This window comes from Pseudomonas sp. BN505 (assembly GCF_029873175.1).
In the GTDB taxonomy this organism is placed as follows: domain Bacteria; phylum Pseudomonadota; class Gammaproteobacteria; order Pseudomonadales; family Pseudomonadaceae; genus Aquipseudomonas; species Aquipseudomonas putida.
Genome location: NZ_SSOI01000045.1, coordinates 293,917 through 316,091 on the forward strand (window position 1 = coordinate 293,917; position 22,175 = coordinate 316,091).

19 protein-coding genes are annotated in these 22,175 nt (G+C 63.5%); 7 read left to right on the forward strand and 12 right to left on the reverse strand.

Annotation, left to right across the window (positions count from 1 at the left end; genetic code table 11):
- Window positions 1-182: 182 nt before the first annotated feature.
- Window positions 183-1,088: a LysR family transcriptional regulator gene (locus E8E78_RS14550; RefSeq protein ID WP_049278219.1), complete on the reverse strand. Its 906-nt coding sequence runs from the start codon at window positions 1,086-1,088 to the stop codon at window positions 183-185.
- A 102-nt stretch (window positions 1,089-1,190) separates the two neighbouring features.
- On the opposite strand from E8E78_RS14550, the gene E8E78_RS14555 reads away from it, so the two are divergent.
- Window positions 1,191-2,066 (forward strand): MBL fold metallo-hydrolase, encoded by an 876-nt coding sequence (locus tag E8E78_RS14555; RefSeq protein ID WP_049278234.1) that lies wholly within the window; start codon window positions 1,191-1,193, stop codon window positions 2,064-2,066.
- A 28-nt stretch (window positions 2,067-2,094) separates the two neighbouring features.
- The gene (locus tag E8E78_RS14560; RefSeq protein WP_049278218.1) at window positions 2,095-2,709 is read left to right on the forward strand and encodes an NAD(P)-dependent oxidoreductase; all 615 of its coding nucleotides are present in this window, start codon (window positions 2,095-2,097) and stop codon (window positions 2,707-2,709) included.
- Window positions 2,710-2,789: 80 nt separating this feature from the next.
- Here E8E78_RS14560 and E8E78_RS14565 read toward each other — a convergent pair whose 3' ends face one another.
- Window positions 2,790-3,665 (reverse strand): LysR substrate-binding domain-containing protein, encoded by an 876-nt coding sequence (locus tag E8E78_RS14565; protein ID WP_049278216.1) that lies wholly within the window; start codon window positions 3,663-3,665, stop codon window positions 2,790-2,792.
- Between the two features lie 114 nt (window positions 3,666-3,779).
- Here E8E78_RS14565 and E8E78_RS14570 point away from each other — a divergent pair, with 114 nt between their 5' ends.
- Window positions 3,780-5,417 (forward strand): 5-guanidino-2-oxopentanoate decarboxylase, encoded by a 1,638-nt coding sequence (locus E8E78_RS14570; protein ID WP_049278215.1) that lies wholly within the window; start codon window positions 3,780-3,782, stop codon window positions 5,415-5,417.
- Window positions 5,418-5,551: 134 nt separating this feature from the next.
- Here the strand turns inward: E8E78_RS14570 and E8E78_RS14575 are convergent, their stop codons facing one another.
- Window positions 5,552-6,472: an AraC family transcriptional regulator gene (locus tag E8E78_RS14575; protein ID WP_016498139.1), complete on the reverse strand. Its 921-nt coding sequence runs from the start codon at window positions 6,470-6,472 to the stop codon at window positions 5,552-5,554.
- A gap of 202 nt (window positions 6,473-6,674) precedes the next feature.
- Here E8E78_RS14575 and E8E78_RS14580 point away from each other — a divergent pair, with 202 nt between their 5' ends.
- Together E8E78_RS14580 and E8E78_RS14585 are read left to right on the forward strand one after the other, a co-directional pair.
- Entirely contained in the window at window positions 6,675-6,968 is a 294-nt protein-coding gene (locus tag E8E78_RS14580; RefSeq protein WP_049278214.1) for an antibiotic biosynthesis monooxygenase family protein, read from the forward strand.
- A gap of 49 nt (window positions 6,969-7,017) precedes the next feature.
- A complete protein-coding gene (locus E8E78_RS14585) occupies window positions 7,018-7,251 on the forward strand; it encodes a hypothetical protein (protein WP_049278212.1) in 234 nt (77 codons plus the stop codon).
- Here the strand turns inward: E8E78_RS14585 and E8E78_RS14590 are convergent, their stop codons facing one another.
- The 7 genes from E8E78_RS14590 to bglX all read right to left on the reverse strand — a co-directional run bounded on the left by E8E78_RS14590 (window position 7,252) and on the right by bglX (window position 16,930).
- Window positions 7,252-7,857: a flavin reductase family protein gene (locus E8E78_RS14590; RefSeq protein ID WP_016498142.1), complete on the reverse strand. Its 606-nt coding sequence runs from the start codon at window positions 7,855-7,857 to the stop codon at window positions 7,252-7,254.
- Between the two features lie 118 nt (window positions 7,858-7,975).
- The gene (locus E8E78_RS14595) at window positions 7,976-8,302 is read right to left on the reverse strand and encodes a hypothetical protein (RefSeq protein ID WP_049278210.1); all 327 of its coding nucleotides are present in this window, start codon (window positions 8,300-8,302) and stop codon (window positions 7,976-7,978) included.
- A 256-nt stretch (window positions 8,303-8,558) separates the two neighbouring features.
- On the reverse strand, window positions 8,559-9,698 hold the full coding sequence (locus E8E78_RS14600; RefSeq protein WP_049278208.1) for a Fic family protein: 1,140 nt from the start codon (window positions 9,696-9,698) through the stop codon (window positions 8,559-8,561).
- A 156-nt stretch (window positions 9,699-9,854) separates the two neighbouring features.
- Complete coding sequence (locus tag E8E78_RS14605; RefSeq protein WP_016498146.1) at window positions 9,855-11,174, reverse strand: MFS transporter; 1,320 nt, start codon at window positions 11,172-11,174, stop codon at window positions 9,855-9,857.
- Between the two features lie 231 nt (window positions 11,175-11,405).
- A complete protein-coding gene (locus E8E78_RS14610) occupies window positions 11,406-12,740 on the reverse strand; it encodes a sigma-54 dependent transcriptional regulator (RefSeq protein ID WP_049278206.1) in 1,335 nt (444 codons plus the stop codon).
- Window positions 12,734-14,491 carry an ATP-binding protein gene (locus E8E78_RS14615; protein ID WP_280313019.1) on the reverse strand — a complete coding sequence of 586 codons (1,758 nt, stop codon included), beginning with the start codon at window positions 14,489-14,491 and terminating at the stop codon, window positions 12,734-12,736. The genes E8E78_RS14610 and E8E78_RS14615 overlap by 7 nt, the downstream gene beginning before the upstream one ends.
- A gap of 147 nt (window positions 14,492-14,638) precedes the next feature.
- A complete protein-coding gene (gene bglX, locus E8E78_RS14620) occupies window positions 14,639-16,930 on the reverse strand; it encodes a beta-glucosidase BglX (RefSeq protein ID WP_049274510.1) in 2,292 nt (763 codons plus the stop codon).
- A gap of 186 nt (window positions 16,931-17,116) precedes the next feature.
- Here bglX and E8E78_RS14625 point away from each other — a divergent pair, with 186 nt between their 5' ends.
- On the forward strand, window positions 17,117-17,734 hold the full coding sequence (locus E8E78_RS14625) for a TPM domain-containing protein (RefSeq protein ID WP_049274511.1): 618 nt from the start codon (window positions 17,117-17,119) through the stop codon (window positions 17,732-17,734).
- Window positions 17,735-17,878: 144 nt separating this feature from the next.
- Window positions 17,879-19,093: an SAM-dependent methyltransferase gene (locus tag E8E78_RS14630; protein ID WP_280313016.1), complete on the forward strand. Its 1,215-nt coding sequence runs from the start codon at window positions 17,879-17,881 to the stop codon at window positions 19,091-19,093.
- A 46-nt stretch (window positions 19,094-19,139) separates the two neighbouring features.
- Here E8E78_RS14630 and E8E78_RS14635 read toward each other — a convergent pair whose 3' ends face one another.
- Entirely contained in the window at window positions 19,140-20,150 is a 1,011-nt protein-coding gene (locus tag E8E78_RS14635) for a DUF4917 family protein (protein ID WP_049274513.1), read from the reverse strand.
- A 217-nt stretch (window positions 20,151-20,367) separates the two neighbouring features.
- Entirely contained in the window at window positions 20,368-22,074 is a 1,707-nt protein-coding gene (locus tag E8E78_RS14640; protein WP_049273385.1) for a SulP family inorganic anion transporter, read from the reverse strand.
- Window positions 22,075-22,175: the final 101 nt, after the last annotated feature.

Sequence of the window (22,175 nt, forward strand, 5' to 3'; positions counted from 1 at the left end):
GCAGCTGGCTGCGGCGCTGGGCTGGCTGCGTAGCAGCTCGGCGCGCCAGCAAGCAGAACCATAAAGCCCTGCGACGGCCGTCATGGCCATGACAAGGGCGACTCTTCTGGATTTGATGCCCATGCTACTCACCTCCTGTTACAGCAATAGGTGATACCTTCCAGCTTAGGCCAAATTCCGCGTTACAGATCCTGATCCCACTCCGGCTCGTCCTTGAACCGCTGCACCAGGAAATCCAGCATGCTGCGCAAGGTCGCCGGCATGTGCTTGCGCGACGTATAAACCGCATTCAGGTTAAGGGTACGCGGCTGCGCTTCGGGCAGCAGGCGCACCAGTTCGCCCCTGCGCAGGGCGTCGGCGGTCTGGTAGCTCGGCAGCATGGCGATGCCAGCGCCGGCCAGTGCCGCCTTCTGCAATGTCATCGCTTCGTTGGCGCTGATGTTTCCCGCGACCGGCACGGCTACTGGTTGGCCGGCTACCTTGAAATGCCAAAGGCTATGCCCGAAATAGGCATGGGTCAGGCAGTTGTGCCGGCTCAGGTCCTCGACCCGTTGCGGCACGCCGTGCTCGCTCAGGTAGGCCGGGGACGCGCACACCACCGAGCGGCACACGCTCAGGCGCCGGGCGATCAGGTTGGGGTCCAGCTCGTTGCTGGTGCGGATGGCCAGGTCGATGCGTTCATCCACCAGGTTGACGGTGCGATCGAGCATTTGCAGTTCCACCTTCACCCCAGGATAGCGCCGCACATAGGCAGCCACCGCGTCCACCAGCTGCGCCTGGCCGAACGAGGTGCTGACGCTGATGCGCAGCGCACCTTTTGGCGCGTCATCCGGCTGCTGCACTGCGGCCTGCAGGTCGCCGGCCAGTTTCAGCAGTTGCCGGCAGCGGGGCAGGGTTTCCTGGCCGGCTGCTGTGAGGCTGAGTTTGCGAGTGGTGCGCTGCATGAGCCGCGCGCCAACCCAGTCCTCCAGCTCTGCCAGGTAACGCGACACTACGGGGCGAGACAGCTGCAGGTGGTCTGCCGCTGCTGACTGGCTGCCCAGGTCGACGACGGTGACGAAAACGCGCATGGCGTTGAGACGGTCCATGATTTGCCCGGTTTTAGAAACAAACTATGTTCGAGCATCGCATTTTTTGCCACGGATCGGGCAACTAAGCTGTTGGACATCGTTCAGCTGAAGGCCTTGCCCATGTCCCTGTTCACCCCCCTGCGTGGCCTGCTACTGGCCTGCGTGACCCTGGCCGGCCCGGCGCTGGCTGCCGAACCGTTGCAACTGGACGTCTACAACCCCGGGCACGCGGCCATTTTCCCGGTCAGCTCGGTGATTGTCAGTGGCGAGCACGATGCCGTGCTGGTCGATGCCCAGTTCGGCAAGGCCCAGGCCCAGCAGCTGGTGCAGCGCCTGCAGGCTGGCGGCAAACACCTGACCACCATCTACATCAGTCACGGCGACCCGGACTATTACTTTGGCCTGGACACCCTGACCCAGGCCTTCCCCGACGCGAAGGTGCTGGCCTCTGCCGCCACGGTAGCCCATATTCGCCAGACCATGGATGCCAAGCTGGCGTACTGGGGGCCGCAGATGGGGGCAGACAAACCGGCGCGACTGGTGGTGCCGCAGGTGCTCGAAGGCCAGCGCCTGACACTGGAAGGGCAAGCCCTCGACGTGGTTGGCCTGGACGGCCCGCAGCCAGACCGCAGCTTCGTGTGGATCCCGTCAATCAAGGCGGTAGTGGGTGGCGTTGTGGTGGCCGAGAACATTCATGTGTGGATGGCCGATACTCAATCGGCCAAGTCCCACGCCGACTGGCTTGGCACCTTGGCGCACATCGAAGCGCTGGGGCCACGCACGGTCATCCCTGGGCACTACCTGGGAGACAGCAGCCGTTCACTGAAAGCTGTTCGTTTCACTGCAGACTACATTCGTGTGTTCGATGCTGAAACCGCCAAGGCGAAAGACGCCAACGCGCTGATCGAGGCCATGAAGCAGCGTTACCCGGCCCTGGCCGATGAAAGCTCGCTGGAGCTCGGGGCCAAGGTCGCCAAGGGCGAGATGAAGTGGTAATTCCTTTCAATTGATGGAGAGTGTTCCCATGAGCAAGATCGCAATCATCGGTGCCACTGGCCGCGCTGGCAGCCAGTTGCTGGAAGAAGCCCTGCGCCGTGGCCACAGTGTGCTGGCCATCGCCCGCGACCCTTCGCCACTGCAGGGGCGTGAAGGGGTGACCGTCAAGGCGCTGGATGCCAGGGACAGTGCGGCCCTGCAAGCGGCGGTAACGGGTGTGGACGCCGTGTTGAGCGCGGCGCATTTCTCGACCATCGAGCCGCAGGCGATCATCGAACCGGTCAAGCGGGCCGGGGTCAAGCGCCTGTTGGTGGTGGGCGGGGCCGGCAGCTTGTTGCTGCCGTCGGGGGACCGGGTGATCGACAGCCCGGATTTCCCGGAAGCCTACAAGGCCGAAGCCACTGCCGGGGTGCGTTTTCTGGAGACATTGGAGGGCGAGCCAAACCTTGACTGGACCTTCCTCTCGCCGTCGGCGGAGTTTGTTGAAGGTGAGCGCAGCGGGCGCTACAAAGTAGGCAAGGATCATCTGCTGATCGGTGCGGATGGCAGAAGCTGGATCACCTTTGCCGACTATGCGATTGCCATGCTCGACGAGCTGGAAAAGCCAGCGCATTCGCGGCAGCGGTTTACAGTCGGGTATTGAGTAGCCTGCTTCGCGGGCATGCCCGCTCCCACAGGTACAGCGCTGTACCTGTGGGAGCGGGCGCGCCCGCGAAGAGGCCCTTATTGGCTAGCCTGGCTCTCCAGCCAGTCCAGTAACTCCACCAACCCCGGCGGCAAGTTTCTGGCCTGGCTCACCAGGTAATACCCTTTCCCGGTCACCACCTTCTGCGCAAACGGCATGCACAGCCGTCCCCCGCGCAAGTCATCGCCAATCAGCGACCAGTCGCCGATGGCCACGCCTGTCCCCTGCGAGGCCATGGCCATCGCCATGTCCAATGTCTCGAAATGCTGCTTCGGCCCATGAGTGGCCAACGTCACCCCAGCGGCCTGTAGCCACAACTGCCAGTCATGTTCATCCCGCGAGGGGTGCAGCAGCATGTGTCGCGCCAGGTCTTCCACTTGCTGCAACGGTATCGGCCCCTCACGCAGCGAGGGGGCGCACACTGGCGTAAGTTGTTCATCGAACAGCTTGCGCACCTGCAGCCCGTGGTTCGGCGCATCGCCGTAGACCACCGCCGCATCGAAGCCCTCGCGACGAAAATCCACCCCATGCTGCACCGTGGTGGTCAATTCCACGGGTACATCAGGGCGCAGTGCCTGCCATTCCATCAGGCGCGGCAGCAGCCAGCGCATCACGCACGTCGGGGCCTTGAGCTGCAAGGTCGTGCTGCGCCCACCCACTTCACGCACGCCTTGCTCGATCAGCGCGAACACCTGCTGCACCCGAGGCAGCCAGTCCTGGCCTTCACGGGTCAGGCTAAGCCCGCGGGCCTGGCGCTGGAACAGGGCATAACCCAGGTGTTCTTCGAGGGCAGCGATCTGGCGGCTGACGGCGCCTTGGGTGATGTGCAGCTGTTGCCCTGCACGGGTGAAGTTGCAGTGCTGGGCGGTGACCAGAAAGGTGTGTAGGGCGGGCAGGGGCGGGAGGCGTTTCATCGCACTAAGCCATGATGACAGGACATGGCTAGTATGTGTTTTTTTGCATTGTGGCGATAGCCGTGGCTTGGGTCCAATAAGGGCATACTCCAACAAGATTCATGGTGAAACCCGATGGCAACCTGCGGCGAAGTACTGGTCAATCTCCTTGAAGGCTATGGCGTCGACCATGTCTTCGGCATTCCCGGTGTACATACCGTTGAGCTCTACCGTGGCCTGGCGGGCTCGTCCATTCGCCACATCACCCCGCGCCATGAGCAGGGTGCAGGGTTCATGGCTGACGGCTATGCGCGCACCCGTGGCAAACCTGGGGTTTGCTTCATCATTACCGGCCCTGGCATGACCAATATCACCACTGCCATGGGCCAGGCGTATGCCGACTCGATCCCGATGCTGGTGATTTCCAGTGTGCAGTCCCGTGATCAGCTGGGCGGTGGCCGCGGCAAGCTGCACGAACTGCCCAACCAGTCGGCGCTGGTGTCGGGAGTGGCCGCGTTTTCTCACACCTTGATGAGTGCTGCAGACCTGCCGCAGGTGCTGGCGCGGGCATTTGCCGTGTTCGAGAGCGCCCGGCCACGCCCGGTGCATATCGAAATCCCGCTGGACGTGCTGGTCGAACCGGCCGACTTCCTGCTGCCGGGCCGCCCGGTGCGTGGCAGCCGGGCAGGGGCAGCGCCGCAGGCCGTGGCACAGATGGCCGAGCGCCTGGCAGGTGCCAAGCGGCCGTTGATCCTGGCGGGCGGTGGCGCGTTGGCCGCGGGTGCTGCGCTGGCGCGCTTGGCCGAACACCTTCAGGCCCCGGTGGCCCTGACCATCAATGCCAAGGGTTTGCTCCCGGCCAGCCACCCGCTGCAGATCGGTTCGACCCAGTCACTGCCGGCTACTCGAGAGCTGGTGGCTGAAGCGGACGTGGTGCTGGCGATCGGTACTGAACTGGCTGAAACCGATTATGACGTGACCTTCAAGGGTGGCTTCGAGATCCCGGGTAGCCTGCTGCGCATCGATATCGATCCGGACCAGACCGTGCGTAACTACCTGCCGGAGCTGGCGCTGGTAGCCGATGCCGAGCTGGCCGCCGAGGCGTTGCTCGCTGCCTTGCAGGCCCAACCGCAACCTGTGCGGGAAAGCACCTGGGGTGTGGCTCGCGTGTCCAACCTGCGCCAGACACTGGCGGCAGGTTGGGACCAGCCAACCCTGAGCCAGACCCGTCTGCTGAGCGCGATCCTGGAGCGACTGCCCAATGCCGTGCTGGTGGGCGATTCGACCCAGCCGGTGTACACCGGCAACCTGACCCTGGACATGCACCAGCCACGTCGCTGGTTCAATGCCTCAACCGGCTACGGCACCCTGGGTTATGCGCTGCCTGCGGCCATGGGCGCGTGGTTGGGGAGTGCGGAGCAAATCGGCCAGCGCGCGCCTGCGGTGTGCCTGATTGGTGACGGCGGTTTGCAGTTCACCCTGCCGGAGCTTGCCAGTGCGGTGGAGGCGCAGGTGCCGCTGATCGTGCTGCTGTGGAATAACCAGGGGTACGAGGAGATCAAGAAGTATATGGTCAACCGGGCGATCGAGCCGGTCGGGGTAGATATCCATACCCCGGACTTCATCGGCGTGGCGCGGGCGCTGGGGGCTGCGGCGGAGCATGTGACCGACGTGAAGCAGCTGCAGGTGGCGCTGGGGCAGGCGGTGGAGCGCAAGGGGCCGACCTTGATCCAGGTTGACCAGAATCAGTGGCAGGAAACCGTGGCGGGTTGAATCAAGGTTATTACCTGTGCGGGCCTCTTCGCGGGTGAACCCGCTCCCACAGGATCGCCACAGTGTTCGAAAGCTGTGGTGATCCTGTGGGAGCGGGGTCACCCGCGAAGAGGCCAGTACAGGAAGAACCAGGCTCAGCCAGCAGTAGCCCGCAACCGCGCCACATCCCGAATCGGTGGTGCGCCATACAGCCGGCTGTATTCACGGCTGAACTGCGACGGGCTTTCATACCCCACCCTGTAGGCTGCCACCGCCGCCTCTAGCCCGTCGTTGAGCATCAACCGCCGCGCCTCCTGCAGGCGCAGCTGCTTCTGGTACTGCAACGGGCTCATCGACGTCACGGCCTTGAAGCGATGGTGCAAGGTCGAAGTGCTGAGGTTGACCTCCCGGGCCAGGTCCTCGATGCGCAGGGGTAACTGGTAGTTGTTGTTGAGCCAGGTAATGGCCTGGCACACCCGGTGAGTCTGGCTGTTGGCCAAGGCAATTTCATACAGCCGGCAACCCTGCGGCCCACGCAGCAGGCGATAGAGAATCTCGCGGCGGAACAGTGGCGCGAGCATGGCGATGTCGCGCGGGGTATCCAGCAGGCGTAGCAGCCGCAGCAAGGCGTCGAGCAATGCGGCATCGGTCCTTTCCACATACAAACCACGGCCTGAAGGCCGGTTAGGTACCAGCATCGGCCCGCTCTCGGCGATCAGCTGGCTGATCTCGGCCGGGTCCAGGTCCATGCGCAGGCCCAGGCTGGGGTTTTCCGGGCTGGCGTCGAGCCTCACCCCGCTCAGCGGCAAGGTCACCGACACCACCATGTAGTGCAGGGGGTCGTAGGCGTACTGCTCGTCACCCAGGAACAGGCTTTTGCTGCCCTGGGCAAGGATGCACAGCGCCGGTTGCGCCAGGGTCGGCACCGAGCGCACGTTCTCGGTGTAGCGCACCAGATACAGGTCATCGATGGCCGATGCGGGACCATGGGGGTCGCCGGCATGGCGGCGGATCAGCTCGGCCAGTTCCAGGCGCTGCAGTTCCAGGGTCGGGTCGATGGACGTGGCGGTGGTCATGATGGCTTTCCTCTGCTGACCGACGCAGCATAGGTTTGGGCAAAGAGGGGCGCTAGTCGAAAGCTGCACGTCGCTTGCCTGATCCTGCCGCGCAGCAGGATCAGGCAATCGGCGAGCAGTAATGGCCTAACGCGGCGCGCGGGTGAGCCCCTAACCTTGGCAGCCTGGCTTTTTCGTCCGCCTGCTTCAAGGAGATTGTGCAATGACCCTAAAACAACCGGTCACCCATCTTGCTTTCATCCGTGCCAGCAGCGGGCGCTCGGCAGAACTGGGCGCGCGCCTGCGCGACCTGCTCGAGCCCTCGCTGCGTGCGCCGGGCTGCCTGAGCTTCACGGTACAGCGCTCCCAGGCCGATGCCGACCTGTGGTTGCTCAGTGGCAGCTGGCAGGATCAGCAGGCGATGAGTGGCTACTTTGCTTCGCCGACACTGGATGTGTTTGGCGAGCTGGTGCAGGCACAGGTGGTCAGCAGCCTGGACTTGCACACCTTCGATTGAGGGTGGATGAGGTAGAGTAGCGCCCTTGTTCAACCACGCGGATAGCAACATGGCACGTAGGGAATTCACTCATTTCGAAGCGGTATCGGCGATGGTGCCGGTGGAAGGTGGCGGCTACAACGCGGCCATTGCGGTCAAGGCCTTGGCCATGGGCGGCGCGCCGCGCTTTCACAAGGTCCTGGACGGGCAGTTGTTCAAGGGCGCCGTGGCCGCCGACGAAGCGGCCACGGCCGAGCTGCAGCGCCTGCAAGGCGTCAGCGAAGAGGGTGAACTGATCTGGTGATCAGGCCGGCGGGCGGCCCATCTTGAACAGGTTGCCCAGCTCGAAATAGTCCGCCGGGCCACCGCCACGCAGGATCGGTTCGGCGGCAGCGGTATCGTAGATGCCGTTTTCAAGCAGGTGCTCGGCAATGTGCACCGCAACCACTTCTCCGAGGATCAGCCAGCTGGGCACCAGTGCCTGGTCGGCCCGCTTGAGCTGGACGATCTGGCTGACCTTGCACTCGAACGCCACCGGGGTTTCGCCCACGCGGGGCACGCTGACGATGCTCGACGGCGTGGCGGTAAGGCCGCTCAACTCGAACTCGCTCACCTCGGCAGCAACCGGCGCGCAGCTCTGGTTCATCTGCTCGGCCAGTGGGCGGGTGGCCAGGTTCCAGACGAATTCGCCGGTCTGCTCGATGTTGTTCAGGCTGTCTTTGCGCCCGACGCTGCAGAAACCGATGATCGGCGGGATGTAGTTGAAGGCGTTGAAGAAGCTGTAGGGCGCCAGGTTCAGTCGGCCTTCGCGGTCATGCGAGGAAATCCAGCCGATAGGGCGGGGGCCGACGATGGCGTTGAACGGGTCGTGGGGCAGGCCGTGGCCTTTGGCAGGTTCGTAGTAATACATCTGTGCTGGGCTTGTTGGCCCTACCTCCTGATGGACAAGGTGCCTAGTGTGCCAAGCCTGTGCTCGCCTGCAAATGATCAAGCCCGGCCGAAGCCGGGCTGGGTGCTCGCATCAGGTATCAGCTGATGCGGTGGGCGTTGGTGCGGTCGAAGCCGTCTTCAGCGAAGCGCTGGCCGCCGGTGCGGTCGAAGCCGTCTTCAGCAAAGCGCTGGCCGTTGGTGCGGTCGAAGCCGTCTTCAGCAAAGCGCTGGCCGCCGGTGCGGTCGAAACCGTCTTCAGCGAAACGTTGGCCACCGGTGCGGTCAAAACCGTCTTCAGCGTAGCTGGCGGACTGGGTTTGAGCGGCGGCAAAGGTGTGAGCGTTGGTACGGTCGAAGCCATCTTCGGCGAAGGCGCCAGCGGCGAAAACCGAGAGGGCCAGGGTGAGGATCAGTTTGTTTTTCATGGTCGTTGCTCCGGGGTTCGAGAAGTTGTTTGTTTCTATGGGTTTAATCCTACGCCGATTAATTTGATTAAAAAGCGCAAAAAATAGCGTTTATAAATCGAATAAGCCGATGTATTTGGACAGGCTTCGCGTGGGGCAGGCAGCGGTGTCAGTGAGTAGCCGCAAGCCCTAGCGTCGTCGTTCTGTCAGCCATTGCAGCTTCAAGGTCGGGAATTAAAGGGGTATTAAGAATGGAACATCTTGTTTCAAAGTGTCGTCAGTCGCTGGAGATGTCCTGAGTGTTGATGCGATAGCGGGTACTGCGGCCCCCGCCTGGCAGGCGAACCAGGCAAGCCTTGTCGAGCAGATCGGTAAGGTGGCGGGTCGCAGTGGCCTTGGAAACCTTCGCCACTGCCTGGTACTGCGTAGCGCTGATGCCCTCCTCGAAACCGCGGGGGCCGCCATCAAGCAACCTGTTGAGCACCTTGACCTGTTCAGGCAGCAAGCCATCTGCGCGATGCGCCTGCCAGAACCTGGCCTTGGCCAGTATCCGGTCGATGTTTGCCAGTGCCTGTTCGAGGCTGCGCAGCAATGTGGCAAGGAACCAGGACAACCAGCGGGTGATATCCAGGTCGCCTTTCTGGCTGCTCTCCAGGACCTGGTAATAGCCGGCCCTGTCCTCGAGGATGCTGGCGGACATGGCATAGAAGCGAATGGCCTGGCGCTCAGCTTGGGCCAGCGCCAGGTCGGTGATCGCCCGGGTCAGCCGACCATTGCCATCATCGAACGGGTGCAGCGTGACAAACCAGAAGTGCGCAATACCGGCGCGTAACAGCGGATCCAGACCAGCGATATCGAGGCTGTTGGCAAACCAGTCGAGAAACACCGCGAGCTGTGTTTCAAGACCCTCGCGCGGTGGTGCCTGGAAATGCACGGTGGGCTTGTCGAGACGGCCGGAGATCACCTGCATGGGCACTTCATCACGTAACCGGCCGACCAGTACCGCCTTGCTCAAGGCGCCTTGTACTTCCGGGAATAGCCACTGGTGCCAAGTGAACAGGCGTTGCAGGGTTAGTGGTCGGTCATACCCTTGAGTTGCATCCAGCATCAGTTCTGCCAGCCCTTCACTGCGGGCACTGGTAGCTCCCGGTTCATCCATGCCCAGCCGACGGGCAAGAGAAGAGCGCACCGAGCCCACATTCAGCTGTTCACCTTCGATTGCCGAGGAGGTGACGATGTTCTGCAGCAGCGTATCCAGCATGTTCTGGCACTCGCTGAGCCCATCGATGCTGCCGATCTTGCCCAGCAGACGACCTTGCATGCTGATGCAGTTGCGCAGGAGCGGGGCAATGGCTTCGTTTTGCCAGGTAAATTGGGGCCAGGCTGGTTGCTGCCAGATCCACAAATGGCTGTTCATGATTGTGCCGATCCATCCTGTGAGCCGAATAAGCCGGCTATTCGGCTCATTGGGTGAGCCGAATAATAGCGCTATTCGGCTCACAGGTTGTCGTGCGTCATGAAAAAGGGGGCGCCCATGTAATGGAGCGCCCCCTTTCAGTGTTGCCAACCAGCGTCAGTCAGTAGTAATCCGCGAGTGTTGCTTGGTGTCCTTCATGGTCGCGTAAACCAGCAGCGAGCAGGCGATACAGGCGGTGACGTACCAGTAGAAGCCGCTTTCCATGCCTGCGCTCTTGAACCACAAGGCCACGTATTCGGCGGTGCCGCCGAAGATCGACACGGTCAGGGCGTACGGCAGGCCCACGCCCAGGGCGCGAATTTCGGTAGGGAACAGCTCTGCCTTGACCACGGCGTTGATCGAGGTGTAGCCGCTGACGATGATCAGCGCCGCCATGATCAGGAAGAATGCGCCCCACCAGGTCTGGATGGTGTGCAGGGTGCTGAGGATCGGTACGGTGAACAAGGTGCCGAGCACACCGAAGGCGATCAGGATCGGGCGTCGGCCGATCTTGTCGGACAGGCCACCGATCACCGGCTGCAGGCACATGAACAGGAACAGTGTAGCGGCCGAGATGGTGGTCGAGTCGCTGATGCTCATGCCCACGGTGTTGACCAGGTACTTCTGCATGTAGGTGGTGTAGGTATAGAAGGCCAGGGTGCCGCCCATGGTCAGGCCGACCACAGTCATCAGCTCCTTGGGGTGGCGCAGCAGGGTGCGCATCAGGCTTTCCTTGGCCTTTTCCTTCTTGGTGAACGAGGCGGTTTCTTCCATGCCGCGACGCAGGTACAGGGCCACCACTGCGCACAGTGCACCGATCACGAACGGCACGCGCCAGCCCCAGGCATACAGCTGCTCTGTGGTCAGGGTCTGCTGCAGGACAATCAGTACCGCCAGGGCGATGAGCTGGCCGGAGATCAGGGTCACGTACTGGAAGCTGGAGAAGAAGCCACGGCGTTCCTTGCTGGCCATTTCGCTGAGGTAGGTGGCCGAGGTGCCGTATTCGCCACCCACCGACAAGCCTTGCAGCAGGCGTGCGACGACCAGCAGGACCGGTGCGGCGACGCCGATGGTTTCGTAGCCCGGGGTCAGGGCGATGACCAGCGAGCCGGCGCACATCAGCAGTACCGAGGCCATCAGCGCGGCCTTGCGGCCTTTGCGGTCGGCGTACAGGCCCATCAGCCAGCCACCGATCGGGCGCATGAGGAAGCCCACGGCGAAGATCGCGGCGGTATTGAGCAATTGTGCGGTGGAATCACCGGCCGGGAAAAAGGCCTTGGCGAAGTACAGCGAGAATGCGGCGTAGACGTACCAGTCGTACCATTCGACCATGTTGCCGATGGACCCGCTGAAGATCGACTTCAAACGGCTGGCGGTGGTTTTTTCTGCGGCGGGCGCAGTGGCCGCCCCAGCGGGCAGGGAGGTGGCGTTATCCATCAGGGATACCTTCTCGTTGTTTTTGTGGAGCGCGCCGTGGCGCAGCTTGCCAAGGCAATTGCAGAAGGTGTGCCAAATGGGTGCAGGCTGATTCATTTGAGGGCAAAACCGCAGTGGTAGCTGACCTGTAGGGGCGGCCTTGCGTCACGATGGGCTGCGAAGCAGCCCCATGATCGTTCAGAAATAAGCGGATTTTTGCCTATCAACGATTGCAGGTAAGCGGAAATCCGCTCATTCGCGCCCGACAAAATCCTCGCGCATCAGCCCATGCCGCTGCATCTTTTCGTTAAGCGTACGCCGCGGCAACTGCAACGCCTCCATCACCGACTTGATCTCGCCCCCATGCTGGCGCAAGGCTGCGCGCAGGCATTGCGCCTCGAACGCTTCCATCTGTTCGCCCAGCGACTGCCCGGCAGGTGTCGCTTCGATGTTCGGCGAACTCAGCCCCAGCGCATGGCGCTCCGCCGCATTGGCCAGCTCACGTACGTTGCCCGGCCAGTCATGGGACAGCAGTTGAGCCAGTTGTACACCCGACAGCAGCGGGGCGGCACGGCCCAGCTTTTCGCCTGCAGCGCGGGCAAAATGCTCGAACAGCAGAGGAATGTCTTCACGCCGCTCACGCAGCGGCGCCAGGCGCAGCTCGGCCACATTCAGGCGATAGGCAAGGTCTTCGCGAAAGCGGCCGGCGCGGGCCTCTTCGAGCAGGTCGGGCTTGGTCGCGGCAATGACACGCAGGTCGACGCTTATGCTCTGGTTGGCACCCAGACGCTCCAGCTTCTGCTCCTGGATCACGCGCAACAGCTTGGCCTGCTGCGCCAGCGGCATGCTCTCGATTTCGTCGAGAAACACCGTGCCACCGTTGGCGTACTCCAGCTTGCCGATGCGCTTGCCCTGGGCGCCGGTGAAGGCGCCGCTTTCGTGGCCAAACAGCTCGGCCTCGAACAGCGATTCGGGAATGGCCGCGCAGTTGAGTGCGACGAAGGGTTTACCGGCGCGAGGGCCAAAATCGTGCAGGCAACGGGCCACGCGCTCCTTGCCGCTGCCGGTTTCGCCACGGATCAGCACGTTGACCGGCAGGCTGGCCAGCTCCAGTACTTGTCGGCGCAGCTGTTGCAGGCCCTGAGACATGCCCAGTAACGTGCCTTCCAGGCGTGACTTGAGGTCTGCCTGTTCGTGCAGCCGGCGGTTTTCCAGCACCAGCTGGCGCTTTTCCAGGGCCCGGCGCAGGCTGCCCAGCAAGTGCTGCGGGGTGAAGGGCTTTTCGAGAAAGTCGTAGGCACCGCTGCGCATGGCTTCCACTGCCATGGGCACGTCGCCGTGGCCAGTCAGCAAGATGACGGGCAAGTCGGGGTCGTCCGCCTGCAGGCGTTCGAGCAATTGCAGGCCATCCATGCCCGGCATGCGCACATCGCTGATGATGACCCCGGGAAAGTGCTGCGGCAGGTGGGCCAGGCACTCTTCGGCGCGCGCGAACAGTTGCACGCTGAAGCCGGACAGGCTCAGCCATTGCTCGACTGCACTGCGGATACTGGCTTCATCATCGACGACGATCACTGAATTCAACATACAGGCTCCAGGTCACGGGGCAGGGTAAGGCTCAGGCGTGCACCACCGGGCAGGTTTTCGACCTGCAGCTGGCCCCCGGCCTCGTGGACGATGCCGTAGGAAATGGCCAGCCCCAGGCCTAGGCCTTCGCCCACCGGCTTGGTGGTGAAGAACGGGTCGAAGACCTTGGCCAGGTTGGCCTCGGCGATGCCGCCCCCCGAGTCCAGCACGCTCAGGCGCCATCGCTCGCCCTCGGGTTCGATGCGCACCTCCAGGCGTTTGTAGCGCTTGTCGGCCATGGCGTCGAGGGCATTGCGCAACAGGTTGATCAGCACCTGTTCCAGGCGAATGGCATCGCCGCGTACCCAGGCCGGGCGCGCCAGGTACAGGGCCACCTCTACCTCTTCGCTGCGAATGCGGGTTTCCAGCAGGTGCAGGGCCTGGTCGACCACGGTGGCCAGGTCGAGGCGCTCGCGCAGGCCGACCGGGCTGTTGCGGGCAAAGGTTTTCAGGTGGCTGGTGAGCGCGGCCATGCGCGTCAGCATCTGCTCCAGTGGCTCCAAGGCCTGGCGTGCTTCGTCATGGCGGCCATGGTCGAGCAGTAGGCGCAGGGTTTCCAGTTGCATGCGCTGGGTGGTCAGCGGCTGGTTGATTTCGTGAGCCATGGCTGCCGACATTTGCCCGAGCGCCGCCAGCTTGGCTGATTGCACCAAGCCTTCTTGAGCCGTGCGCAGTTCGCGAGTGCGTTCCTCGACCTGGCGCTTTAGCTCTTCGCGGCTGCGCTGGCGAAGGCGCGCCAGGCGCAGGCGCTGGCTGACGAACAGTGCGGCGAACACCAGGCTCAGCCACACGGCGGCGGCGCCCAAGGCGGCATTGCGGCCGTCGGCAGTGACCTGCGGTTTGCGCAGCAGGTGCAAAGTCCAGTTTTCGCCTTCCAGTGGCAGGCTTTCCCACAAGTATTCGGCGCTGCCCTCGGGGCCTTGCACACGGCTAAGGGTGCTGTTGGCGGCAAAGCGCGTCAGCACCTGATGCTGCAACGGCACCAGCGGTTGTTTGTCGTACTGGCGGGTTTCGGCAAGCTCGGCACGGTCGGCACCACTGAGCGGCTGCAGCTCGCGGTAGCGCCAGCCGTCCTGGTTGGCGATGAAGGTGATGCCGCGGGCATCGCTCACCAGCAGGATGTCGCTGCCCTGGCGCCACTCGCGTTCAAGTTCCGGGAACTCCAGCTTCACCACCATGGCACCGAGGAAGCGGCCATGCTCGTCGTTCACCGCGCTGGCGAGGAAGTAGCCCGGAACGCCACTGGTCACGCCCACGGCGTAGAAGCGGCCACTGCCCTGGCTGCGGGTTTGCTTGAAATAGGGCCTGAAGCCGTAGTTGGAGCCGACATAGCTGCTGGGCAGCCGCCAGTTGCTGGCGGCGATGGCCAGGCCGGTGCGGTCGAGCAGTTCGAGGGTGGAGGAGTTTGCGGCGCCGTTGATGCGTTCAAGCTTGCGGTTCAGGGCGTCCTGCACCTCTTCGCTGGCCAGGCCACGCAGGGCGGCGATCAGCTCCGGGTCCAACGCCAGCACGGCGGGCAGGGCGCGGTAGCGGTCGATCAGGGTATGCAGGGTATTGGCGTAGAGGCCCAACTGCTGGCTGGCACGCTGGGCGTCGTCTTCCATGGCCTGGCGCTTGGCCTGGTGCATGGCCCAACCGGCACTGAGGGCGGTACCCAGCACGATCAGCAGGGTGATCAGCCCCAGACGCAGGGCGCGAAAGGAAAAGGGCATGGAGGCGGATCCGGATGATTGTGATATCGGGGCCTGCCTCTTCGCGGGCTTGCCCGCTCCCACTGGATACTCACAGCCCGATGGACCTGTGCAGTACCTGTGGGAGCGGGCAAGCCCGCGAAAAGGCCGGTACAGGCGACCTTTCGGTTACAGCAGTTCGAAGCTCTGCTGCTGCACCGCCTGGGAATCCAGCCCGATCTGGACATTGAATTCCCCTGGCTCGGCAACCCGCTGCAGCTGGCCATTGTAGAACTTCAGGTCTTCCTCGCTGATGCGGAAGGTCAAGGTGCGTGACTCGCCCGGCTTGAGCATCAGCTTCTGGAAGTTCTTGAGTTCCTTGACGGGGCGGCTCATCGACGCCGACACGTCCTGCAGGTACAGCTGTACCACGGTCTCGCCGGCTACCTTGCCGGTGTTCGCCACCGTCACCTTGGCCTCCAGCGTGTCGCCGCGCTTGAGGTCCTTGTTCGACAGCTTCAGGCCCGACAGCTCGAAGCTGCTGTAGCTCAGGCCATAGCCGAACGGGTACAGCGGGCCGTTGGGCTCTTCAAAATACTGCGAGGTGTAGTTGCCTGGTTTGCCAGGGGTGAACGGTCGACCGATGCGGGTGTGGTTGTAGTACATCGGGATCTGCCCGACCGAGCGCGGGAAGGTGATGGCCAGCTTGCCGGACGGGTTGTAGTCACCAAACAGCACGTCGGCGATGGCATTACCACCTTCGGTGCCGGCGAACCAGGTTTCGAGGATGGCGTCGGCCTGCTCGCTCTCCCAGCTGATCGACAGCGGCCGGCCATTCATCAGCACCAGCACCAGCGGTTTGCCAGTGGCCTTCAGGGCCTTGATCAACTCGCGCTGGCTGGCCGGGATCTCCAGGGTGGTACGGCTCGACGACTCGTGGGACATGCCGCGGGACTCGCCGACCACTGCCACCACCACATCGGATTGCCTGGCCGCCTTGACCGCTTCATCGATCAGCACCGCAGGCGGGCGCGGGTCGTCGACGATTTCCGGGGCATCGAAGTTGAGGAAATTCAGGTAATCGAGGATCGCCTTGTCGCCCGTGACGTTGGAGCCTTTGGCGTAGACCAGCTTGGCCTTGCCTTCCACGGCGCGGCGCAGGCCTTCGCGCACGGTTACCGAGTGCACCGGTTTACCGTCGGCGGCCCAGCTGCCCATCATGTCGATGGGGGCATCCGCCAGTGGGCCGACCAGGGCGATGGTGCCGGTCTTTTTCAGCGGCAGGGTCTGGTTGCGGTTTTCCAGCAGCACCAGGCTGCGGCGTGCCACGTCACGCGCAGCTTCGCGGTGCAGGCGGTCGTTGCCGTAATAGTCCTTCAGGTCGGTTTCGGCTTTGCCGATGCGCACGTACGGGTCCTTGAAAAGGCCCATGTCGTACTTGGCGCCAAGCACTTCGCGTACCGCCTGGTCCAGTTCGCGCTGGGTCACTTCGCCGGACTTCAGCAGGCCTGGCAGCTCTTCGCCGTACAGGGTGTCGTTCATGCTCATGTCGATGCCGGCCTTGATCGCCAGCTTGGCGGCTTCACGGCCGTCGCGGGCGACGCCGTGGCGGATCAGTTCCTGGATGGCGCCGTGGTCGCTGATGGTCACGCCTTTGAAGCCCCACTCCTTGCGCAGCAGGTCGTTCATCAGCCAGGTGTTGGAGGTGGCCGGCACACCGTTGATCGAGTTCAACGCCACCATTACCCCGCCAGCACCAGCGTCGAGCGCGGCGCGGTAGGGTGGCAGGTAGTCGTTGTACATTTTCGGCAGGCTCATATCGACCGTGTTGTAGTCGCGCCCGCCTTCCACTGCACCATACAGGGCGAAGTGCTTGACGATGGCCATGATGCTGTCGGGGTTGGCCGGGCTGCTGCCCTGGAACGAGCGCACCATCACCTGGCCGATCTTGGAGGTCAGGTAGGTGTCCTCGCCGAAGCCTTCGCTGGTACGGCCCCAGCGTGGGTCGCGGGCGATATCGACCATGGGTGCGAAGGTCATGTCCAGGGCGTCGGCCGAGGCTTCGATGGCTGCCGTGCGGCCCACCTTGGCGACGGCGTCCATGTCCCAGGTGGCGGCCATGCCCAGGCCGATGGGGAAGATGGTGCGTTCGCCGTGAATGGTGTCGTAGGCGAAGAACATCGGGATCTTCAGGCGGCTGCGCATGGCCGCGTCCTGCATCGGGCGGTTTTCGGGTGCGGTGCGCGAGTTGAAAGTACCCCCGATGCGGCCGGCGGCGATTTCTTCGCGGATCTTTTCGTGGGGCATTTCCGGGCCGATGCTGATCAGGCGCAGCTGGCCGATTTTCTCGGCTTCGGTCATCTGGGTGATCAGGTGCTCGATGAACGCCTGCTTGTCCTGCAGGGGCGGGGCATAGGGGGCGGCAAGGGCCGCCTGACTGGCAAGGCCCATGGCCAGGCCCAGCAAAGACAGTTTCATCATCAATTCCGTTGTGGGGCCTCTGCCGTATCCAGGGTGATACGCGCGCGGCCGAAGTTTTCAGGCGGCTATTGTTGTACGATTCGCAGGCTTACTTTCCAGCAGCGGATTATGCCTGAATATGTCGTCTGCGGATGAAGCCCCGAGTGCCGGGACAACAACTATAAGAACGCTCAAGAGACCGACGGCATGACCCCCTTCGACGAGTACCATCAACGGCAGATTGCCGAAGCCATTGCCCGTGCCGAACGGCGCACCGATGCCGAACTGGTGACGGTGCTGGCTCGCCGCGCCGACGATTACGCCTATTGGCCGCTGTTGTGGGCCGCCGTGCTGGCGCTGGCGGTGCCAGGCCTGTTGCATTGGCTGCTGGGTTGGCCCAGCGTGCGTGGCTTGCTGGTGGCCAACGTGTTGCTGTTCGTCGGCTTGTGCCTGCTGCTGCGCAACCCGCGCCTGGCCGGCTGGCTGATCCCCCATGCCCTGCGTCGCTGGCGTGCTTCACGGCTGGCCCGACAGCAGTTTCGCGAGCAGAACCTGCAGCGCACCGCAGGCGCCACGGGTGTGCTGATTTTTGTCAGCGAGGCGGAGCGGCATGTGGAGATCCTGGTCGACCGCGGTATCGAGCACTGCCTGGACGCCGAAGCCCGCGCGGCCATCGGAGCGCGCTTTGCCGAACAGGTGCGCCAGGGCCGGACCTTGCAAGGATTTGTCGAGTGCATCGAGGCGTGTGGCGAGCTGCTTAGCCAGCACGTGCCGCCAACCCATGCCCGTAACGAGCTGCCCAACCGCTTGGTGATTCTCGATTGATCCGGATCCGCCTGGCTTGACGCGTTCCCGGTGGGGGCGGGTTCACCCGCGAATGTTGCCTGGAGGCCACCGACGCATTCGCGGGTAAACCCGCTCCCACAGGGTGTAGAATGCGCTTCCCGCTATTCGAGGCACCGTTTCTCCATGTCCGCCAGTACTTCCGCCCCCTCCGCGCCGGATGCGCGCGCTCAGTTTCTCGACCTGCTGAACGCCGCCCTGCACGGCGATACCTTGGTCAAACTGGTGCTGGCGCGCCATGTCGGTGCCGATCAGACCTTGCAACGGATCATTGCCAAGCCGTTGCAGGTCAAGGGCCAGCCGTGCCTTTCGCTGGTCTACCGCCACCAGACCCGCGACATCACCCGCAACCTGCCGCTGGACCAGGCCCAGGCGCTGGTCGCCGAGCTGCTGCCAGACAGCTTCCGCAACGCCCACCTGTTCGATGCTGACGGCGAAGTGCAGCTGACCTTCAGCAAGAAGGGCAAGCCGATGCTGCAGCGTCACGGCGCACAGGCACCGCGTGAGGTGACTGCCAGCAGCGGCCATGACCGCGAGAAGAAGCGTTACCTGGAGTTGTCGCGCCCGTTTTTGCGCGACCTGGGCGTAACCGATGCACAAGGCGCGTTGATTCCGTCGATGTCGCGCAAGTGGAAGCAGATCAACAAGTTCATCGAGGTCTTCGACCACGCCTTGGCCGGCGCCCCGGTGCCGGCCGGGCAGGCACTGCGGGTGGCCGACTTTGGCTCGGGCAAGGGCTACCTGACCTTCGCCATGCATGATTACCTGCGCAACAGCCTGGGCCGCGATGCACAGGTCACTGGCGTAGAGTTGCGCCAGGACATGGTCGACCTGTGCAACACCGCTGCCGCACGCCTGGAGCACCCGGGCCTGGAGTTTCAGTGCGGTGACGTGCGCAGCGTGGTGCCAGAGGCCATCGAGGTGATGATCGCCCTGCATGCCTGTGACATTGCCACCGATTACGCCATCCATACCGGCATCCGCTGCAACGCCGCGATCATCATGTGCTCGCCGTGCTGCCACAAACAGATCCGCCCGCAACTGCACAGCCCGGGGTTGCTGCAACCCATGCTGCAGTACGGCCTGCACCTGGGCCAGCAGGCCGAAATGCTGACCGACAGCCTGCGGGCGCTTTACCTTGAAGCGTGCGGTTACGAAACCAAGGTATTCGAGTTCATCTCGCTGGAGCACACCAACAAGAACAAGATGATTCTTGCGGTGAAGCGGCAGAAGGCGGGGGACAACGTGGCGTTGCTGGAGAAGATTGGCCAGCTCAAGGCGTTTTATGGGGTGCAGGAGCATTGCCTGGAGACGTTGCTGCGGGCGGATGGGTTGCTCTGACGGCAACCCCCAGCAAGCCTGCGCGCGCGCTCCTGCTGGGAGCGTGCTAGCGTCGAGCGGCTGGTAGCTCGATCGCCAAATCTGCCAGCCCCAACGGATGCGTACTGGCATCAAAGAAATGCACCTGCGTGCCCGTCAGATCCCCGAACCGATCAATGTAGTGTTGCTTCTGGTTGATCACCGAAGCCTCGCTCAATGGCCTTATGGCAATCGACAGATGCTTTGGCCGCGCCTGTCGGATAGCTTCGAGCAGGTGCTGGTCACTGCTATCCAGATGCTGCCCGAACAGGCATAACCCTTGATTCTCCCGTGCCAACTGCCCCAGGCACCAGCCCAGGTAGTCCGAGTTGCGAATGGCGCGCAGTTTTTCGTCGCTGCGGTCTTCGTTGACGAACAGCGGCACCTCTCCCGGGATGTTCACCGCAAAGCCATCGAGCAGCTCTGCGTGGTCGGCGCTGCGTTGGCGGGTGGTGCCGTCGGGCAGCTTGAGCAGGTGCAGGCCGCCATGCAGGTGCAGTACGCGGGTGCCTTCGCTGCGGGTGCGGCGCACATCGAAGAAGCCTTGCTCGTCGAACAACTTGGCGAAGCCGTGCGGGGCGTGTTGCACAGCCCATGGCAGCAGCAGGTCGTAGTTGCTGGTGTAGACACTGCGGTAGCCGCGCAAGGCCTGGTTGAAGGCTGCCAGCGTGGTGGCTGGCATCAGTGACCACGGCGCGTGCACGGTGCGCACGGCGTGGATCAACGCTTCCTTGATCGAGTAGTAGCGGTTCAGCGGCGCGGTGGAGTTGATGGCCAGCGCGGCGTTGGCGCGCACGGTGGTGTTGAGGGCGCTGAGCACGGGCTCGAACAGCTCTGTGCCCAAGGATTTGAACAGCGCCTGGTCGCTGACCGCCAGGCCTTTCTTGCGGCCGGCGCGTTGCGCTTCCTCGAAGAGCGAGAAGTAGCCGAACGGCTTCCACACTGCGCGGCTGGCACCGTTGCCCAGCAGCAGGGCGTCGCAGGGGTGGCGGGCAGCGAGTTCTGGCCAGGGGGTGAGGGTGGCGTCAAGTGCGGGCATGCTGGGGTCCGTTGGATGGAGCGGAGAACGGGGGCGACTTTAGCATGTCATGCAGCGTGAGCGAGGGTTGGTGTCCTGCCAACAGCCTTGTGTTACCTGGACTGGCCCTATCGCCGGCAAGCCAGTTCCCACAGGTACGGCATAGCCTGTGATCCCTGCATCGTACCTGTGGGAGCTGGCTTGCCGGCGATAGGGCCAGTGGCAATAGACCACCTCTTTAGCCCTGCTCGGCAACCGGCACACTGCGGCTCCGGTTACGCCAAACCCGGTACGCGCGAATCCCGGCCCGTACCGATCCGAACAGCAGCTTGTCTTCCATTTCCCGCGCCATCCCCGAGCGCACCAGCATGCGCAGGAACGTACCCCGGGCGCGTGCGATGGCAAAGAAGATGCCTTGCGCTGCCAGGGTGTCGCGTACTTCACGCAGGGCAGCGATGCCGCTGACGTCGATGTTGGTGACTGCTTCGGCATCGAACAGCACGGCCTTGGGCTGGTGCTGGCTCTGTACCGCCTCCAGCAGGCGCATCTTGAAGTAGTCGGCGTTGAAGAACAGGATCGCGTCGTCGAAGCGGTACACCACCAGCCCTGGCACGGTGCGCGCGTCCTTGAATTTGCGGATGTCGACCTGGCCTTCGGTGCCCGGCAGCCAGCCCAGCACGGCATCGGTGGGCTGATAGATGCTGTACAGCAGGCGCAAAATCGCCAGGGTGACGGCAAACACGATACCGGGCAGCACGCCCAGGCCCAGCACCCCCGCCGTGGTAAGCAGGCACAGCCAGAACTCGAAGCGGCTGAGACGCCGGATGCTACCCAGCGACTTGATGTCGATCAGCCCCCAACCGGCCATCAACAGCACGGCGCCCAGTGCAGCCTGCGGGATCCACGCCATCGGCGCGGTGAAGAACAGCAGGATCAGGGCGATGACCAGGGCCGCGATGATGCCCACCAGCTGGCTTTTGCCACCGACCATGTCATTGACCGCCGTACGTGAGTCGGCGCCACTGATGGCAAAGCCCTGGGAAACCCCGGCGGCCAGGTTGCTGACGCCCAGGGCGACAAACTCGTGGTTGGCGTTGATCGCATAGCCATGCCGGGCGGCGAAGCTGCGCGCAGTGAGCATGGCACTGCAGAAACTGACGGTGGCAATACCCAGGGCGTCGCGCAGCAGGCTTTTCATTTCCTCCAGGTTGCTGTGCGGCCAGGCCAGCTGCGGGATGCCGGCAGGTACCGGGCCGAGGACGGCAACGCCGAAGCGGTCAAGGCCGAACAGCCCGGCCAGCAGCATGAACAGCGCCACTACCGTGAGGGCTGCAGGCAGGCGCGGGTAGCGCCGCGGCAGCCAGACCAGCAAGCCCAGGGCGGCCAGGCCGATGAGCAACGTGACCCAGTGAATCTCGCCCAGGCGCTGGAAAAAGTTGATCAGGCTGAGGATGAAACCGTCGCCTTCGATCTTGAAGCCCACCACCTTGGACAGCTGCCCGGCGATCAGGCTAAGGCCGATGCCGTTGAGGTAGCCGATCAGGATCGGCCGCGAAAAGAAGCTGGCGATGAAGCCGGCACGGGCCAGGCCGGCGCCAATCAGCATCACGCCAACCAGCACGGTGACGATCACCGACAGTTCGACAATGCGCTGCGGATCGCCCATGGCCAGCGGTGCCACGGCGCCGGCGATCATCGCGCAGGTGGCAGCGTCGGGGCCGACCATCAGTTGGCGCGAGCTGCCGATCAGGGCGTAGACCATCATCGGCAGGACGCAGGCATACAGGCCGTATTGTGGCGGCAGGCCGACGATTTGCGCGTAGGCGATGGCAATGGGGATCTGGATTGCCGCGACCGAGAGCCCGGCCTGCAGGTCGGCATGCAGCCACTCGCGCCGATAGTGCAGGAGGTTGGCAAGGCCTGGTAGCCAGCGGGATAGAAACATGCGTCATCCTTTCGAAATGTTTCAAGATTCCAGTGAGCATATCCGCCACAAACCGTTTCGCTTGCAGGCGTATGCACCCGCTGCGCATTGAAGCGGATCGG

Excerpts from the sequence above, each read along its gene's own strand:
- bglX (WP_049274510.1), bottom strand. The coding sequence starts at position 16,930 with ATGATGAAACTGTCTTTGCTGGGCCTGGCCATGGGCCTTGCCAGTCAG.
- E8E78_RS14565 (WP_049278216.1), bottom strand. The coding sequence starts at position 3,665 with ATGAAACGCCTCCCGCCCCTGCCCGCCCTACACACCTTTCTGGTCACC.
- E8E78_RS14605 (WP_016498146.1), bottom strand. The coding sequence starts at position 11,174 with ATGGATAACGCCACCTCCCTGCCCGCTGGGGCGGCCACTGCGCCCGCC.
- E8E78_RS14640 (WP_049273385.1), bottom strand. The coding sequence starts at position 22,074 with ATGTTTCTATCCCGCTGGCTACCAGGCCTTGCCAACCTCCTGCACTAT.
- E8E78_RS14615 (WP_280313019.1), bottom strand. The coding sequence starts at position 14,491 with ATGCCCTTTTCCTTTCGCGCCCTGCGTCTGGGGCTGATCACCCTGCTG.
- E8E78_RS14630 (WP_280313016.1), top strand. The coding sequence starts at position 17,879 with ATGTCCGCCAGTACTTCCGCCCCCTCCGCGCCGGATGCGCGCGCTCAG.
- E8E78_RS14595 (WP_049278210.1), bottom strand. The coding sequence starts at position 8,302 with ATGAAAAACAAACTGATCCTCACCCTGGCCCTCTCGGTTTTCGCCGCT.
- E8E78_RS14550 (WP_049278219.1), bottom strand. The coding sequence starts at position 1,088 with ATGGACCGTCTCAACGCCATGCGCGTTTTCGTCACCGTCGTCGACCTG.
- E8E78_RS14575 (WP_016498139.1), bottom strand. The coding sequence starts at position 6,472 with ATGACCACCGCCACGTCCATCGACCCGACCCTGGAACTGCAGCGCCTG.
- E8E78_RS14600 (WP_049278208.1), bottom strand. The coding sequence starts at position 9,698 with ATGAACAGCCATTTGTGGATCTGGCAGCAACCAGCCTGGCCCCAATTT.
- E8E78_RS14580 (WP_049278214.1), top strand. The coding sequence starts at position 6,675 with ATGACCCTAAAACAACCGGTCACCCATCTTGCTTTCATCCGTGCCAGC.
- E8E78_RS14570 (WP_049278215.1), top strand. The coding sequence starts at position 3,780 with ATGGCAACCTGCGGCGAAGTACTGGTCAATCTCCTTGAAGGCTATGGC.
- E8E78_RS14585 (WP_049278212.1), top strand. The coding sequence starts at position 7,018 with ATGGCACGTAGGGAATTCACTCATTTCGAAGCGGTATCGGCGATGGTG.
- E8E78_RS14590 (WP_016498142.1), bottom strand. The coding sequence starts at position 7,857 with ATGTATTACTACGAACCTGCCAAAGGCCACGGCCTGCCCCACGACCCG.
- E8E78_RS14560 (WP_049278218.1), top strand. The coding sequence starts at position 2,095 with ATGAGCAAGATCGCAATCATCGGTGCCACTGGCCGCGCTGGCAGCCAG.
- E8E78_RS14625 (WP_049274511.1), top strand. The coding sequence starts at position 17,117 with ATGACCCCCTTCGACGAGTACCATCAACGGCAGATTGCCGAAGCCATT.
- E8E78_RS14555 (WP_049278234.1), top strand. The coding sequence starts at position 1,191 with ATGTCCCTGTTCACCCCCCTGCGTGGCCTGCTACTGGCCTGCGTGACC.
- E8E78_RS14610 (WP_049278206.1), bottom strand. The coding sequence starts at position 12,740 with ATGTTGAATTCAGTGATCGTCGTCGATGATGAAGCCAGTATCCGCAGT.
- E8E78_RS14635 (WP_049274513.1), bottom strand. The coding sequence starts at position 20,150 with ATGCCCGCACTTGACGCCACCCTCACCCCCTGGCCAGAACTCGCTGCC.